Genomic DNA, 16,132 nt, shown 5'->3' with positions numbered 1-16,132 from the left:
TTTCTGGTGAGGGTGTTCGGGGTCAGCGGGACGGTCCTGTGTCGTCGGGGTGGTGCTGCCGGCCGCGTTCCGCGGCGGCCAGTGCGTCGGCGAAGCGGTCGAGGACCGCCGTGGCCTGTTCGTCGGTGAGGGTGAGGGGCGGCAGGAGGCGGACGACGGCGGAGTGACGGCCGCCGAGTTCGACGATGAGGCCGCGGTCGAGGCAGGCCCGCTGGACGGCGGCCGCGAGGGAGGGGGCCGGGGGCGGGGTGCCGTCGCGGGTGCCGTCGTCGGCGTCCGGGTCGACGAGTTCGACGCCGATCATCAGCCCCCGGCCGCGTACGTCGCCGATGCAGGGGTGGGTGGCGGCGAGGCCCTGGAGCCGGCCCAGCATGCGGGCGCCGAGGGTCGCCGCCCGCTCGGCGAGCCGGTTCTCGCGTACGAAGGCGAGGGTGGCGGTCCCGGCCGCCATGGCGAGCTGGTTGCCGCGGAAGGTTCCGGCGTGGGCGCCGGGCTGCCAGGCGTCGAGCGCCGACCGGTAGACGATGACGGCCAGCGGGAGGGAACCGCCGATGGCCTTGGACATGACCATCACGTCCGGGACGACACCGCTGTGGTCGACCGCCCAGAAGGCCCCGGTGCGGCCGACGCCCGTCTGCACCTCGTCGGCGATGAGGGGGATGGAGCGGTCGGCGGTGATGCGGCGCATGCGCCGCAGCCAGTCGTCGGGGGCGGGGATCACGCCGCCCTCGCCCTGTACGGGTTCGAGGATCATCCCGGCCGGGGCCGGCACGCCCCCCTTGGGATCGTCGAGGAGGTGCTCCGTCCAGCGGGCGGCGAGTTCGGCGCCGCGTTCGCCGCCGGTGCCGAAGGGACAGCGGTAGTCGTGGGGGTAGGGCAGGCGGGTGACCCGCACGTCGGTGGCGCCGCCGGAGGCGTCGAGGGCTCCGGCCGTCATGCCGTGGTAGGCGCCGGTGAAGGCGAGCAGCCCGGTGCGTCCGGTGGCGGTGCGCACCAGTTTCAGCGCGGCCTCGACCGCGTCGGTGCCGGCCGGCCCGCAGAACTGGATCCGTGCGTCGTCGGCGAGTTCACGCGGGAGCGTCGCGAACAGCTCGGTGGTGAAGGCGTCCTTGACCGGGGTGGCGAGGTCCAGGACGTGGAGCGGGGCTCCCGAGTCGAGGACCTTCTTGATGGCTTCCAGGACCACCGGGTGGTTGTGGCCGAGGGCCAGGGTGCCGGCTCCGGAGAGGCAGTCGAGGTAGCGCCGTCCGTCGGCGCCCTCGATGGTCAGGCCCCTGGCCCGTACGGGCACGATGGGCAGGGAGCGTGCGTAGGTGCGGGCCGCCGATTCGCGGAGTGACTGGCGGCGCAGGATGCCTTCGTGCGCGGCGGGCGGCGCCACCGTGGTCGGTTCGGTCGCGGCCACGTCTTCGGGTCCTCCCGGCTGGAGCGGTTGCGTGTCCCCCGTCCGTACCAACGACGGTGCCTGCCCGGGATCACGGCCATCGGTGGAGATCCTTGCGCGGTGGAACCGCGGACCTGCCGTACGCCGTCCCCATCGGCACCGGCATAGTGGGGGCCGCACTCCGGTGCCCTAGTCGAAGACGTGCTTGGTTTACGAAGTCCCAGGGGGATCACGACATGCGACCCATTCGTCCGCTGCTCGCCGCAGCATCCGTCGCCGCCGCGCTGGCGCTGACGGCCACTGCGTGCGGCCCGACCGAGGACAACGCGGGCGGCGACCCCGCCGCTTCCGCCGGCCCGACCGCCGACGGGAAGATCACGATTCCCGAGGACCTGAAGGACCGGCTCAAGGAGCACGGGATCGATCTGGACAAGTGGAAGAACGGCGAGTGGAAGAACTGGGACAAGGACACGTGGCTGCGTGAGGCCAAGGACTTCGTCAACCCGATCATCGAGGACCTGTGGGACCCGGACCGGATGCGGGAGGCGGAGGAGCCGGAGCGTCCGGTCGAGGAGGGGGACATCTCCGGTGACGACGGCGTGACCGACCCGACGCCGGAGCCGGTCCAGGCGCAGCCGGTCGCGGCGCCGTACCACTCCGGCGTCCCGGAGGCCGGCAAGCTCCTCTTCGACGGACCGCAGGGCCCGATGGTGTGCTCGGCGACGGTGGTCGAGGACCCGGCGAACCCCGGCAAGTCCAACCTGGTGTGGACCGCGGGCCACTGCGTCCACGCCGGCAAGAGCGGCGGCTGGTACCGCAACATCGCCTTCGTGCCGTCGTACAACGACAGCGGCAAGTCGACCGCCGAGCTGGAGAAGGCGTCGCGTGAAGAGGTCGCTCCCTACGGCGTGTGGTGGGGCGACTGGGCGCAGACGTCGGAGCAGTGGATCGACGAGGGTGCCACGACCGGCGGTCAGGGCGCGCCGTACGACTTCGCGGTCATCCACGTGACCCCGGAGAAGGGCGGCAACGGCAAGTCGCTGGAGGAGACTGTCGGTTCGGCCCTTCCGGTGGAGTTCGCCGCCCCGGCCACGCAGAAGATCGCGAGCATGACGGCGACCGGGTACCCGGCGGCGCCGCCGTTCGACGGTCAGAAGATGTTCCAATGCGAGGACAAGCCGGGCCGGCTGTCGATCAAGGCGGGCCAGCCGACGATGCACCGGATCGGCTGCACCATGACCGGCGGTTCGTCCGGCGGCGGCTGGGTCGCGCAGGGCAAGGACGGCAAGCCGGCCCTGGTGTCCAACACCTCGATCGGCCCGGTCACGGCCGGCTGGCTGGCGGGGCCGCGCCTGGGTGACGAGGCCAAGGGCGTGTACGTCGAGGTCAGCAGGAAGTTCGCGGGCCGGTAGCCGCCGGCAGCGGCCGGTGGTCGCTGCGTGCGCCGGCCTCGGCGTGGAGAGTCCGTGCAGGTGGTGGCGGGTGGCAATGCGCCCCGGCACCACCTGCACAGAGTGAGGCGCGTCCTCGTGCCGCGGTCCCGGAAGACCGCCGCCGTGCGCGACAAATGTGACAAGTACATGGCAATACGCAGGCCCTTTCCTGCGCCTTCATGGGGGAGTCGTTTTCATGCGATCCATACGTCCATTGCTGGCCGTCACCGGTCTGGCCTCGGCGCTCGCGCTGACGGCCACGGCCTGTGGCCCCACCGAGGACGCCGCGTCCGGCAAGCCGGCCGCCGCGAGTTCCGCGGCCGGGGACGGTCAGGGCGGTGCCGAGCTTCCGAAGGACCTGGCCGACAAGCTCAAGGAGCACGATGTCGACCCGGAGAAGTGGAAGAACGGCGAGTGGAAGAACTGGGACAAGGACACGTGGCTGCGTGAGGCCAAGGACTTCGTCAACCCGGTGATCGAGGGGCTGTGGAAGCCCGAGCGGATGCAGTCCGCCACGTCGCCGCAGAAGACCATGGCCGCCGGGAGCATCTCCGGTGACCAGGGCGTCACCGACCCGGAGCCGCGCCCGGTCCGGGCCGAGCCCGAGAAGAAGCCGTACCACGAGAACGCGGCCCCGGTCGGCAAGGTCTTCTTCGACGCCCCCGAAGGCTCGATGGTCTGCTCGGCCACCGTCATCAAGGACCCGAAGAACCCGGGCAGGTCGAACCTGGTGTGGACCGCCGGCCACTGCGTGCACGCCGGACAGGCGGGCGGCTGGTACCGCAACATCGCCTTCGTCCCCGCGTACAACGACCTGGGCAAGTCCCCGGCGCAGCTGCAGAGCGCCCCGCCGCAGGAGGTCGCTCCGTACGGCGTGTACTGGGCGGACTGGGTGGCGACGTCCAACGAGTGGATCTCCGACGGCGGCCCGACCGGCGGCGCGGGCGCTCCCTACGACTACGCCGTGATGCACGTGAAGCCGGAGAACGGCGGCAAGTCGCTGGAGGAGACCGTCGGGGTCGCCCTCGACGTCGACTTCCAGGCCCCCGAGGCGCAGAGCATCCCGGCGATGGGCGCCTGGGGCTACCCGGCCGCCGCCCCGTACGACGGTGCGCTGATGCACAAGTGCGTCGACCGCCCCGGCCGCCTGGCGCTCAGCCCCGGTACGCCGACGATGTGGCGGATCGGCTGCACCATGACCGGCGGTTCCTCCGGTGGCGGCTGGTTCCGTGAGATGCCCAACGGCAAGCTGGCGCTGGTGTCGAACACCTCGATCGGCCCGGTCACGGCCGGCTGGCTGGCGGGCCCGCGCCTCGGCCCGGGCGCGCAGCAGATCTACACGATGATGAGCGACAAGTTCGCCGGCCGGTGACCAAGCCGCAGGCCCGCCCCCTCGCGAGGAGGGGGCGGGCCTGCGGACTGCCCGGCGCGGCTCGGGGAGCCGTCAGCGCGCCGCGGGGACGAACGGGGCGAGCGCGGCTGCCAGCTCCTCGTGCACCCGGGCCTTGAGCAGGGTGCCCTCCGCGGTGTGCTCCTCGGAGATCACGTCGCCCTCGGCGTGCACCCGTGAGACCAGGCCGCCCTGCGTGTACGGCAGGAGCACCTCGACCTCGGTGCGCGGCCGCGGCAGTTCGGCGTCGATCAGCGCGAGCAGCTCGTCGATGCCCTTCCCGGTCCGCGCGGACACCGCGATCGAGTGCTTCTCGATACGCAGCAGCCGCTGCAGCACCAGCGGGTCCGCGGCGTCCGCCTTGTTGATCACGACGATCTCGGGGATGTCGGTCGCGCCGACGTCCCGGATCACCTCGCGCACGGCGGCCAGCTGCTCCTCCGGCGCCGGGTGCGACCCGTCCACCACGTGCAGGATCAGGTCGGAGTCGCCGACCTCCTCCATGGTGGAACGGAACGCCTCGACGAGGTGGTGCGGCAGGTGCCGTACGAACCCGACGGTGTCGGCCAGCGTGTACAGGCGGCCGCTCGGCGTCTCGGCCCGGCGGACGGTCGGGTCGAGGGTGGCGAACAGTGCGTTCTCCACCAGGACGCCCGCGCCCGTCAGCCGGTTCAGCAGGGACGACTTGCCGGCGTTGGTGTACCCGGCGATCGCGACCGACGGCACCTTGTTGCGCCGCCGCTCCTGCCGCTTGATCTCGCGGCCGGTCTTCATCTCCGCGATCTCCCGGCGCATCTTCGCCATCTTCTCGCGGATGCGCCGACGGTCCGTCTCGATCTTGGTCTCACCGGGACCACGGGTGGCCATACCGCCGCCCGAGGAGCCGGAGCCACCGCCACCCATCTGACGGGACAGCGACTGACCCCAGCCGCGCAGCCGCGGCAGCATGTACTGCATCTGCGCGAGCGACACCTGCGCCTTGCCCTCGCGGGACTTGGCGTGCTGGGCGAAGATGTCGAGGATCAGGGCGGTGCGGTCGACCACCTTGACCTTGACGACGTCCTCCAGGTGGATCAGCTGGCCGGGGCTGAGCTCACCGTCGCAGACGACGGTGTCGGCCCCGGTCTCGAGCACGATGTCGCGCAGTTCGTTGGCCTTGCCGGAGCCGATGTACGTGGCCGGATCCGGCTTGTCGCGGCGCTGGATCACTCCGTCGAGCACCACCGCACCCGCCGTCTCGGCGAGGGCGGCGAGCTCCGCGAGGGAGTTCTCCGCGTCCTGAACGGTCCCCGAGGTCCAGACGCCGACCAGCACCACGCGCTCCAGGCGCAGCTGGCGGTACTCGACCTCGGTGACGTCCTCGAGCTCCGTGGAGAGGCCCGCCACACGCCGCAGCGCGGCGCGCTCGTGGCGGTCGAGCTGGTCGCCGTCGCGCTCCCCGTCGATCTCGTGGCTCCAGGCGACGTCCTCTTCCATCAGGGCATCGGCCCGAAGGCTCTCGGTGCGGGTGGTGTCCGCGAAGCTCTGTGCGTCCTGGGAAGGGGATGAAGAGGAGGTCATTGGATCCTTACGTCGAAGAAATACTCGGTGGAACACTCGGTTCGTCAGTCACAACGCGTGACTCACCCGGATCATTCCCGGGGCGGGCCCCGGCATGCTCCGGGCCCGGCAGCGCCGCCGACCCCCCGATGGTCGCACGGCGCGCCGGGCCCGTCACGCGGGTTTTCAGCGCTTCGACCCGGGCTGCGCGCCCTTGGCCGGCGCCTTGCTGCGCCAGTCCGGGTGGCCGGGCATCCTCGGGGTCCTCGCGTCGTACAGCCAGCTCTTCAGGAAGGCCGTCAGGTCGCGTCCGGCGACCTCGGAGGCGAGGCGTACGAAGTCCGCGGTGCTCGCCGTGGAGTGCGCGTACTGCGTGACCCAGCGCCGTTCGAGCCGCTCGAAGGCGTCCTTGCCGATCTCCTGGCGCAGGGCGTAGAGGACCAGGGCGGAGCCGTCGTAGACCACCGGCCGGAAGAGGCTGGTCTTCGCGCCCGGCGCGGGGGGCTTGGGGGCGGCGGGGGGTCCGCCGGCCGCGCGCCAGCCGTCGGACGCCAGGTACGCGTTGCGCATCCGCTGCTCCAGCGACAGCTGGGCGGTCTCCTCCGCGTACAGGGCCTCGTACCAGGTGGCGTGGCCCTCGTTGAGCCACAGGTCGGACCAGGTGCGGGGCGAGACGCTGTTGCCGAACCACTGGTGGGCCAGCTCGTGGACCATGACGGAGTCGACGAACCACTTCGGGTAGTCACCGTCGGCGAACAGGGAGCGCTCGAAGAGGGAGAGGGTCTGGGTCTCCAGCTGGAAGCCGGTGTCGGCGTCAGCGACGAGCACCCCGTACGTCTCGAACGGGTAGCGCCCGACCAGCCGCTCCATCCACTCCAGGTGGCCCGGCGTCTTCGCCAGCCACGGCTCCAGGCGCTCGGCGTCGGCGACCGGCACGACGTCGCGCACCGGCAGGCCGTGCGTGCCGGTGCGCTCGACGACGGCGGAGCGGCCGATGGTGACCTGGGCGAGCTCGGTGGCCATGGGGTGGGCGGTCCGGTAGAGCCAGGTCTGCCGGTCGCCCACGACGGCCCGCGCGATCCGGCGCCCGTTGGCGACGGCCGTCAGCTGCTTGGGAGCGGTGATGCGGAAGGTGAAGTACGCCTTGTCGGCCGGGTGGTCGTTGCCGGGGAAGACCCGGTGGGCCGCGTCGGCCTGGTTGGCCATCGCCAGCCCGTCGGAGGTGCGGACCCAGCCGCCCGCGTCCCGGGGGCCGCTCGGGTCGCTGGTGTGGGAGACGGCGATGCTCAGCGGGGTGCCCTGGGCGACCGGCTGGACCGGCAGGACGACCAGGTCCTCGCCGCTGCTCGCGAACTCGGCGCGCAGGCCGTTCACGTGCACCGAGCGGACGGTGCCGTGGGTGAAGTCGAGGTTGATGCGGTCCAGGCGTTCGGTGGCCCGTGCGTCGATCCTGGTGAAGGCGTCCAGCGGCTGGGTGTTGTCGCCGCGGTACGTGAAGGCGATGTCGTACGCGAGGACGTCGTAGCCGGGGTTGCCGAGGTGGGGGAAGAGCGGGTCGCCGATGCCGAGCGGCTGGGGCTGGGGCACGCCGGCGGCGATCAGGCCGGCCGAGGCGGCGATCAGCAGGGCCGCGCGGAGGCGCCGGGACGGTCGAGCGGGAGACCGGGATGTGAGGGACATGGGCAACCGCTATCAGCGCACCCGGCGCGGGCCGTGGCGGCGCGCGCCCCGCGCGCCTCCCGCGCACCCGAACGGCGTCGCACGCCCTCCCCCGCCCGGGCGCGCCTCCGAGCGCACCGGGCCCCGACGGCCTGAGGGGCGGGTGCGCCGGCCAGGCGGGCCCGCGTCGGCGCGGAAACCCGGTGCCGGCGCAAGGGCCCGCGCCGGTCAGGTCTCTCCAGCGGTCCGGGCCCGTGCGTGCGCGGTCGGTGGGCGCCTGCCTGCCGGTCAGTGGGCACGGGCCGCGTGCTGGGCCCGGCTGACGTCGTAGACCCCCGCCACGTCGCGCATCGCCCGCATCAGGACGGGCAGCAGGGCGGCGTCCGGGAGCTGGAGCGTGTACGTGTGCCGGACGCGCTGCTCGCTGGGCGGTTCCACGGTGGCCGACACGATCGCGGCGCCGGCCGTGGCGATGGCCTCGGTGAGGTCGGCGAGCAGTCGCGGGCGGCCGAACGACTCCGCGACCAGGGTGACCCGGCACTCCGAGGCGTCGCCCCACCTCACGGCGACAGGCGCCCGCCCCAGCGACTCCATGCGCCGTACGGCGGGGCACTCGGCGCGGTGCACGGTGACGTTGCCGCCGCGCACCGCGAAGCCCGTGACCGTGTCGGGCGGTACCGGGGTGCAGCAGCGGGCCAGGCGGACGGCTGCGTCGGGGAGGTCGGCGACCACGGCGTTCGCGGCGGCGGGGGACGGCGCGCGGGGGCCGGCCGGGGCGCCCTCGTCCGGCTCCGCCGGAGCGCCTTCATACGACGGCCCCGCGGTGGGCGGCCGCAGGCCCGTCGCCGGGGCCTTCGCGGCCTCGGGGTGCGCCGCGAGCCAGCCGGTGATGGCGATCCGCGCGGCGGGCGTGCTGGCGTGGTCCAGCCAGTCGGGCGACGGCCCGGAGGCGGCGTCCTGCGACGCGTCGGGTTCGGCGAGCAGCAGTTGCACGGTGTCGCCGTCGCTCAGCACCGTGCCGAGTGAGGTCAGGCGTCCGTTGACCCGGGCGCCCACGCAGGCGTGGGCGGCCTCGCCGTACTGCGCGTAGGCGGCGTCGACGCAGGTCGCACCGCCCGGCAGAGCCAGGGTGCCGCCGTCGGGGCGGAAGACGGTGATCTCGCCGTCCTGGGCCAGGTCGGCGCGGAGCGAGGTCCAGAAGGTGTCGGGGTCGGGGGTGGCCTGCTGCCACTCCAGCAGCCGGGACAGCCAGCCGGGGCGGGTCGGGTCGGCGCGCAGCCCGTCCTCGCCGTCCTCGGCGCCTTCGACCGGCGCGTACGGATTGCCGAGGGCGACGACACCGGCCTCGGCGACCTTGTGCATCTGGTGCGTACGGATGAGGACCTCGGCGACCGCGCCGTCCGGTGACGCGACGGCGGTGTGCAGCGACTGGTACAGGTTGAACTTGGGTGCCGCGATGAAGTCCTTGAACTCCGAGATCACGGGGGTGAAGCAGGTGTGCAGCTCGCCGAGCACGCCGTAGCAGTCGGCGTCCTCACCGACCAGGACCAGGAGCCGGCCGAAGTCGGTGCCGCGCAGCTCGCCGCGTTTGAGCCTGACCCGGTGCACCGAGACGAAGTGGCGCGGGCGGACGAGGACTTCGGCGGTGATGCCGGCTTCCCGCAGCACGGTGCGGACGTCGTCGGCGATGGCGGCCAGGGCGTCGCCGGCGGTGGCGTTGTCGGCGATGAGGGCGCGGGTCTGTTCATACTCGGCGGGGTGGAGGATGGCGAAGACCAGGTCCTCCAGCTCCGTCTTGAGCGCCTGTACGCCGAGCCTTTCCGCGAGCGGAATGAGGACGTCGCGGGTGACCTTCGCGATCCGCGCCTGCTTCTCGGGGCGCATGACGCCGAGGGTGCGCATGTTGTGCAGCCGGTCGGCGAGTTTGATCGACATGACGCGGACGTCGTTGCCGGTGGCGACGAGCATCTTGCGGAACGTCTCGGGCTCGGCGGCGGCGCCGTAGTCGACCTTCTCCAGCTTGGTCACGCCGTCGACCAGGTAGCAGACCTCGTCACCGAACTGCTCCCGCACCTGGTCGAGGGTCAGATCCGTGTCCTCGACGGTGTCGTGGAGGAGAGAGGCGGTCAACGTCGTGGTCTCCGCGCCGAGTTCGGCGAGGATCAGCGTCACGGCGAGCGGGTGGGTGATGTACGGCTCGCCGCTCTTGCGGAACTGGCCGCGGTGCGAGGACTCGGCGAGGACGTACGCCCGGTGCAGCACGACCAGGTCGGCGTCCGGGTGGTGCGCCCGGTGGGCGTCCGCGACGTGACTGATGGCGTCGGGCAGCCGGTCCCGCCCGCCGGGACCGAGCAGTGCGGCGCGGCCGAGCCTCCGGAGGTCGATCCTCGGGCGGCCGCGCCGGCGGCTGGGCGCGGGGTTGGTGGCCTCTGCGCTCATGGGGGCACCTCCGGCGGGGTCGACCGGCGGTGGACGGACAGGGCATGCCCGCCGGGCCGGTGCTTGATGCTACCGAGCCCACCACGTGGCGCAGTCCCGCTCTCGCCCAGCGTGACCGGGACCACCCATTCGAGCGAAGCTTCAGGCGTTCGCGTTCTCCGGGTGCTTGGCGGCGGCCGGTGCGAGCGCGGACGCCGCCAGCCAGGCCGGGTCGATGTGCCCCTCGGCGACGATGACGGCGGGGCCCGTCATGTCGATCTCGCCGTCGGGGTGCTCGGTGATCACCAGGGTGCCGCCGAGGACGTCCACGGTGTACGTGACGGGCGTGCCGGTGACGGCCGGGTCGGCGCCGTCCCGGCGGGCCGTGGCGACGGCCACGGCGCACGCGCCCGTGCCGCACGAGCGGGTCTCGGCGGAGCCGCGCTCGTGCACGCGCATGGCCACGTGCCGGGGGCCGCGGTCGGCGACGAACTCGATGTTGACCCCGTCGGGGTAGACCGACGCGGGCGTGTACGGCGGCTCGGACCGCAGCTCGCCCGCCTGGGCGAGGTCGTCCACGAAGGCCACGGCGTGCGGGTTGCCCATGTTCACGTTCCGCGCGGGCCAGCTGTGGTCGCCGACGGTGACGGTGACGCCGTCCTCGGGCAGCCGGGCGCGGCCCATGGCGACGGTGACGTCGCCGTTCTTCGCGAGGTGGACCTGCTTGACGCCGGCCCGGGTGGCGACGGCGACGTCACCGTCGCCGACATGCCCGGCGCGCTGCAGGTAGCGGGCGAAGACGCGGACGCCGTTGCCGCACATCTCGGCGATCGAGCCGTCGGCGTTGCGGTAGTCCATGAACCACTCGGCCTCGTCGGCCATGTCCCGGGCCTCGGGGTGGGCGGCGGAGCGGACGACGTGCAGGAGCCCGTCACCCCCGATGCCCGCCCGGCGGTCGCAGACGCGGGCGACCGCGGCGGGGGGCAGGTCGATGGCGTTGTCCGGGTCGGGCACGATCACGAAGTCGTTCTCGGTGCCGTGGCCCTTGAGGAAGGCGATGGGCGCGGTGGTCATGCGGTCCATCGTACGAGTGGTGTACGACACGGCCCGCGATCAGGCCCGCGCCGGGCCGGCGGGCGGCCGGCGGCGCACGGCGTCCGGCGGGCGGCTGTCGGAGGGAGACGGGCGGCGGCGGCGCCGGCCTCCGGCGGGCGAGGGGCTCGAGGCAACCGCAGCCTCCGGCGGCGCCGCTGCCCGGCCGCGCGAGCGGTTCCGCGGCGGGCCCGCCGTCCGCGCGCAGCCGCGGGTCGGCGGAGGCGAGCTCCCTGGCTCCGGGGCGTTCCGAGGCGCCGGGCGGCAGGCCGCGGAGGTCAGCGGAGGCGGGCCACTCGCCAGACCGCCAGCATCACGAGGACCGCGACGCCGGCGACGTACAGCGCGATCACGCGCCAGTCGGGGCGCTCGCCGGAGCCGCGGGCGGGCAGGCCCGGCCAGGTGTAACCGACGCGGCGGGCGGCCATCATGCCCCAGCCGGCGGCGCAGCCGCACAGCAGCAGGCCCAGCATGGCGAGGACCGCGCCGCCGTCACCCGAGCCGAAGGCGAGGGGGAAGGCGAACATCAGGGAGCCGATCGCGCCGAGCCCCACGATGGGGGCGAGCTGCCAGATGCGCAGCTTGCGCTGCGGGCGCAGCTCGACCTCGACCTCGTCCGGGGTGATCTCCTGGGCGCCGTCCTCGTCGAGGTCGGGCCCGTCCGGGCTCAGGCCCGGCGCTTCGGGCACCCGTGCCCCGGCCGTGCCTTCACCGTCCCGCCGTGTCATGTCGTCCGGTGCTTCGTACTGTTCTCTGTCGCGAGGGCCGGCCTCCATCGCCACGCGCCCTCCCAACTCGGACTCCACTGGTCGATCGATGCTCGATGATGGCACGCTCCCGGCCGCAGGAATGACGGGCAGGGCGTCCCGATGCCATCACGTGATCAGGCTGTAACCGCTCGTTCGACCAACGACAGCGCTCGGTGCGGGAGTTCCCCGCGGTCGGCCACGGCTCCGCTGAGCCAGTGCACGCGCGGATCCCGGCGGAACCACGAGTCCTGGCGGCGCGCGAAGCGCTTGGTGGCGCGTACGGTGTCGGCGCGCGCCTCCTCCTCGGTGCACTCCCCCGCGAGCGCGGCGAGCACCTGCTGGTAGCCGAGCGCGCGGGAGGCGGTGCGGCCCTCCCGCAGTCCCTGCGCCTCCAGGCCGCGCACCTCGTCGACGAGTCCGGCCTCCCACATGCGGTCCACGCGCGCGGCGATCCGCTCGTCCAGCTCGGGGCGCCCGACGTCGACGCCGATCTGCACCGTGTCGTACACCGAGTCGTGACCGGGGAGATTGGCCGTGAACGGCTTCCCGGTGATCTCGATGACCTCGAGCGCCCGGACGATGCGGCGGCCGTTGCCGGGCAGGATCGCGCGGGCGGCGTCCGGGTCGGCGGCGGCGAGACGGGCGTGCAGGACGCCGGAGCCGCGCTCCTCCAGTTCGGCTTCGAGGCGGGCCCGCACGGCGGGGTCGGTGCCGGGGAAGTCGAGGGCGTCGATGGCGCCGCGCACGTACAGCCCGGAGCCGCCGACGAGGACGGGGGTGCGCCCCTCGGCGAGCAGCCGGTCGATCTCGGCGCGGGCGAGCCGCTGGTACTCGGCGACGCTGGCCGTCTCGGTGACGTCCCAGATGTCGAGGAGGTGGTGCGGGATCCCACCGCGCTCCCCGGGGGTCAGTTTGGCGGTTCCGATGTCCATCCCCCGGTAGAGCTGCATGGAATCGGCGTTGACGACTTCGCCGCCGAGCCGCTGGGCGAGGAAGACGCCCAGATCGGACTTTCCGGCCGCAGTGGGACCGACGACGGCGATGACCCGCGGGGCGGGAGCTGCACTTCTCACCGCCCCAGTCTCGCAAACCTCAGGAGCCCTCCCCGAACGAGTTACGTGACGCCCCGGGGTCGGGGTCGTTGCCTGTTGCGAGGTTCCGACCGCCGGTTTTCAGGACCGGCTCCACCGGGCGACGCAATGGGACGCTCCGGACGGCGCGGAATTTCGCCCACACGAGTACGGTATGGAGTAGACATGGGCGTTTTTGCATGGTTTCGCCGGAAGGGTAAGGAGTCTGCCGCGGCATCGACCGAGGAGACGGCGACCACCCCGGTGACGGCCGACGGCGAGGCCGCAGCGGAGGCGGAGGCGGCGCCCGGGACGGCGCCGGAGATGAGCGGGACGACGGAGGCGGACGAGACGGCGGCGGCCCCCGAGGCGGCTGCGGAGGGAGTGGACATCCCGAAGCAGCAGTCGGCCGAGGAGGCGGCGGACAACGAAGCCGGCGAAGGCGCGCGCAAGTAGCGACCGCGTCGCCCACCACTGACCGAAGGCGACTCCGAGGGATGGTGACCATGGGCTTCCTGGATCGGATGAAGGCCAAGCTCGCCCCTGCCAAGGACAAGGTCCAGGATCTCGCGCACCAGCACGAGGGCAGGATCGACCAGGGGCTCGACAAGGCCGCGCGGATGGTCGACCGGAGGACCAAGGGCAAGTACAGCGACAGGATCCAGTCGGGTACGGGGAAGGCCAAGGACGCCTTCGGCCGGTTGGCCCACAAGGAGGAGGGCGGCACACCGCCGCCGCCGCCGGGTTCGACGTCCTGACCTCGCGCACACGACAACGGCGGACGGCCACGGAGCAGGGTTGCTCCGGGGCCGTCCGCCGTTGTGCGGCCGTCTCCGGGGCGAGAGGCGGTTCCGGGCTCGGGTCCGGGCCCGGGTCTGCGTCCGGCCGGCTCGGCGCGGGCGGCGGTCTACGACCAGACCGCGACGATGTACCCGACGCCGTACGGCGCGTCCTCGTACAGCAGGCGGCCCTCCAGGGCGGCGTCCCCGGCGGCGCCCGCCAGCACCTGCCAGGGGGCGCGCCCGGCGGCCAGCAGCTCGGAGGCGAGGCGGGGGTCCAGCGCCGCGAGGGCCTCGGTGTCCGCCGCGCCCAGGGCGCGGGCGGCCCGGGCGTCGAAGCCGGCGGCACGCTCGTCGAGGTAACCGGGGGCCTTGAGCGAGCGGCGCGCGCTGCCGTCGCCCAGCACCAGCAGGGCGACGCGCTCGGCACCGGCGGCCAGGTCGCGGCCGGTCGCGGCGCAGCGGGCGGCCTCCAGGCCCTCCCCCACGGCCACGCCCTCGACGGGGGCGCCGGCCGGGCCGGTCCGTGCGAGGAGCCAGGCGCCGACGGCGAGCGACGCGGGCAGCCGCGGCCCGCCCGCGGGTCCCCGGCCGGGCGCGCCCAGGGTGACGTCGAGGTCCACGCCGAAGCCCCGGAAGTCCCCGGCGGTTCCCGCCGCGTACCGCGTCACCGCGTCCCCTGCCGCGGGGCCGACCACGACGAGCCGGTCGGGCCGCGCGGCGGCGAGGACGGCGAGCGCGTCGGAGCATGCCGTGCGGGCGGCGTCGAGTTCGGGCGCGGCCCCGCCGGCGACGTCGGGGACGAGGAGCGGGGGGCAGGGGCAGACAGCCGCGGCGACAAGCATGATCCGCAGCGTAGCCGCTGCGTTCCGCCGCCCGCCCGCAGGTCAGGCACGCGGGGCGCGCGGTCGCGACCGGGGCGACGGGACTGTGCTGCCCGCGCGGCTCGCCCCGGCTTCCGGCTCACCGGCCGCGCACGACGACAGGCCGGCAGCGCGGCCCTCCGCGTCAGACGCACCCTGCCGGCACCCGCAGCGCGGCCCGTGTCAGCCGATCGCGCAGCCTCCGGTGACCGGCGGGAGGGGTGACGGGACGCCGATGGTGGGGAGGCCCAGCATGACGCCGGCCGCCGGCTCCGCCGGCGGTGCGGCCGTGCGCCTCTCCCAGGCGTCGCCCGCGCGGGTGCGGCGCACGCGGGTCGTCGGGCCCTCCGCCAGCAGGTGGTGCGGGGCGGCGTAGGTGATCTCGACGGTCACCACGTCGCCCGGGCGGACTTCCTGGTCCGGCTTGGTGAAGTGCACCAGGCGGTTGTCGGGGGCGCGGCCGGACAGGCGGTGCGTGGTGTCGTCCTTGCGGCCCTCGCCCTCGGCGACCATGACCTCCAGGGTGCGGCCGACCTGCTTCTTGTTCTCCTCCCAGGAGATCTCCTCCTGGAGGGCGACCAGGCGCTCGTAGCGCGCCTGCACGACCGCCTTGGGGATCTGGTCCTCCATCTCGGCCGCCGGGGTCCCGGGGCGCTTGGAGTACTGGAAGGTGAAGGCCTGCGCGAACCGGGCCTCGCGCACGACGTGCAGCGTCTGCTCGAAGTCCTCCTCGGTCTCCCCGGGGAAGCCCACGATGATGTCGGTGGAGATCGCGGCGTGCGGGATGGCCTCCCGCACCTTGCGGATGATCCCCAGGAAGCGGTCCTGGCGGTACGAGCGGCGCATCGCCTTGAGGACCGTGTCGGAGCCGGACTGCAGCGGCATGTGGAGCTGCGGCATCACGTTGGGCGTCTCCGCCATCGCGGCGATCACGTCGTCGGTGAAGTCGCGGGGGTGGGGGGAGGTGAAGCGCACGCGCTCCAGGCCCTCGACCGTCCCGCAGGCGCGCAGCAGCTTGGAGAACGCCTCGCGGTCGCCGATGTCGGAGCCGTACGCGTTCACGTTCTGGCCGAGCAGGGTGATCTCGGAGACGCCCTCGGCGACCAGGGCCTCGATCTCGGCGAGGATGTCGCCGGGGCGGCGGTCCTTCTCCTTGCCGCGCAGCGCGGGGACGATGCAGAAGGTGCAGGTGTTGTTGCAGCCGACCGAGATGGAGACCCAGGCGGCGTAGGCGGACTCGCGCCGGGTCGGCAGCGTGGAGGGGAACGCCTCCAGCGACTCGGCGATCTCGATCTGCGCCTCTTCCTGTACGCGGGCGCGCTCCAGGAGGACCGGCAGCTTGCCGATGTTGTGCGTACCGAAGACGACGTCGACCCACGGCGCCTTCTTGACGATCGTGTCGCGGTCCTTCTGGGCGAGGCAGCCGCCGACGGCGATCTGCATGCCGGGCCGCTGCGACTTCTTCGGGGCGAGCCGCCCGAGGTTGCCGTACAGCTTGTTGTCGGCGTTCTCCCGCACCGCGCAGGTGTTGAAGACCACCACGTCGGCGTCACCGTCGGAGCCCTCCGGCGCGCGGACGTAACCGGCGTCCTCCAGCAGGCCGGACAGGCGCTCGGAGTCGTGGACGTTCATCTGGCACCCGTAGGTGCGTACCTCGTACGTTTTCAAACCGTCCACTGCTCCGCCAGACACGTCGATACCGCTCACCCGTCCAGGGTAAGGGCTCCCGCGGGGCCGCTCGGCGGAATACCCACCG

General features: G+C 73.3%; 13 protein-coding genes. 4 read left to right on the top strand and 9 right to left on the bottom strand.

Translation table 11 applies throughout. The features are described 5' to 3' along the window. Positions 1-22: 22 nt before the first annotated feature. Positions 23-1,405: a diaminobutyrate--2-oxoglutarate transaminase family protein gene (locus tag ACIA79_RS23555; RefSeq protein WP_399430317.1), complete on the bottom strand. Its 1,383-nt coding sequence runs from the start codon at positions 1,403-1,405 to the stop codon at positions 23-25. Between the two features lie 215 nt (positions 1,406-1,620). Here ACIA79_RS23555 and ACIA79_RS23550 point away from each other — a divergent pair, with 215 nt between their 5' ends. Both ACIA79_RS23550 and ACIA79_RS23545 read left to right on the top strand, forming a co-directional pair. Beyond that, positions 1,621-2,796: a trypsin-like serine peptidase gene (locus ACIA79_RS23550; protein ID WP_399430316.1), complete on the top strand. Its 1,176-nt coding sequence runs from the start codon at positions 1,621-1,623 to the stop codon at positions 2,794-2,796. 217 nt (positions 2,797-3,013) lie between these two features. Then, the gene (locus ACIA79_RS23545) at positions 3,014-4,189 is read left to right on the top strand and encodes a trypsin-like serine peptidase (RefSeq protein WP_399430315.1); all 1,176 of its coding nucleotides are present in this window, start codon (positions 3,014-3,016) and stop codon (positions 4,187-4,189) included. A 72-nt stretch (positions 4,190-4,261) separates the two neighbouring features. Here ACIA79_RS23545 and hflX read toward each other — a convergent pair whose 3' ends face one another. The 6 genes from hflX to miaA form a co-directional block, all read right to left on the bottom strand. Continuing rightward, a complete protein-coding gene (hflX, locus tag ACIA79_RS23540) occupies positions 4,262-5,767 on the bottom strand; it encodes a GTPase HflX (RefSeq protein WP_399430314.1) in 1,506 nt (501 codons plus the stop codon). Positions 5,768-5,932: 165 nt separating this feature from the next. Next, the gene (locus ACIA79_RS23535) at positions 5,933-7,426 is read right to left on the bottom strand and encodes a M1 family metallopeptidase (protein WP_399430313.1); all 1,494 of its coding nucleotides are present in this window, start codon (positions 7,424-7,426) and stop codon (positions 5,933-5,935) included. Positions 7,427-7,693: 267 nt separating this feature from the next. Further along, positions 7,694-9,844, bottom strand: coding sequence for a RelA/SpoT family protein (locus tag ACIA79_RS23530; RefSeq protein WP_399430312.1), 2,151 nt, complete (start codon positions 9,842-9,844; stop codon positions 7,694-7,696). Between the two features lie 141 nt (positions 9,845-9,985). Beyond that, positions 9,986-10,897: a diaminopimelate epimerase gene (dapF, locus tag ACIA79_RS23525; RefSeq protein ID WP_399430311.1), complete on the bottom strand. Its 912-nt coding sequence runs from the start codon at positions 10,895-10,897 to the stop codon at positions 9,986-9,988. A 296-nt stretch (positions 10,898-11,193) separates the two neighbouring features. Next, positions 11,194-11,691 (bottom strand): hypothetical protein, encoded by a 498-nt coding sequence (locus ACIA79_RS23520; protein WP_399430384.1) that lies wholly within the window; start codon positions 11,689-11,691, stop codon positions 11,194-11,196. Between the two features lie 107 nt (positions 11,692-11,798). After that, positions 11,799-12,737 (bottom strand): tRNA (adenosine(37)-N6)-dimethylallyltransferase MiaA, encoded by a 939-nt coding sequence (gene miaA, locus ACIA79_RS23515; RefSeq protein WP_399430310.1) that lies wholly within the window; start codon positions 12,735-12,737, stop codon positions 11,799-11,801. Positions 12,738-12,920: 183 nt separating this feature from the next. On the opposite strand from miaA, the gene ACIA79_RS23510 reads away from it, so the two are divergent. Both ACIA79_RS23510 and ACIA79_RS23505 read left to right on the top strand, forming a co-directional pair. Next, a complete protein-coding gene (locus tag ACIA79_RS23510; RefSeq protein ID WP_399430309.1) occupies positions 12,921-13,190 on the top strand; it encodes a hypothetical protein in 270 nt (89 codons plus the stop codon). Between the two features lie 50 nt (positions 13,191-13,240). Further along, positions 13,241-13,492, top strand: coding sequence for an antitoxin (locus tag ACIA79_RS23505; protein ID WP_399430308.1), 252 nt, complete (start codon positions 13,241-13,243; stop codon positions 13,490-13,492). Between the two features lie 149 nt (positions 13,493-13,641). Here the strand turns inward: ACIA79_RS23505 and ACIA79_RS23500 are convergent, their stop codons facing one another. Beyond that, a complete protein-coding gene (locus ACIA79_RS23500) occupies positions 13,642-14,358 on the bottom strand; it encodes a class III extradiol dioxygenase subunit B-like domain-containing protein (protein ID WP_399430307.1) in 717 nt (238 codons plus the stop codon). Between the two features lie 201 nt (positions 14,359-14,559). Beyond that, complete coding sequence (gene miaB, locus ACIA79_RS23495; protein ID WP_399430306.1) at positions 14,560-16,083, bottom strand: tRNA (N6-isopentenyl adenosine(37)-C2)-methylthiotransferase MiaB; 1,524 nt, start codon at positions 16,081-16,083, stop codon at positions 14,560-14,562. Positions 16,084-16,132 lie beyond the last annotated feature (49 nt).

It is taken from the genome of Streptomyces sp. NPDC051310, from assembly GCF_044455245.1.
Classification (GTDB): Bacteria; Actinomycetota; Actinomycetes; order Streptomycetales; family Streptomycetaceae; genus Streptomyces.
This window is presented reverse-complemented; position numbering and strand designations above follow the sequence as displayed.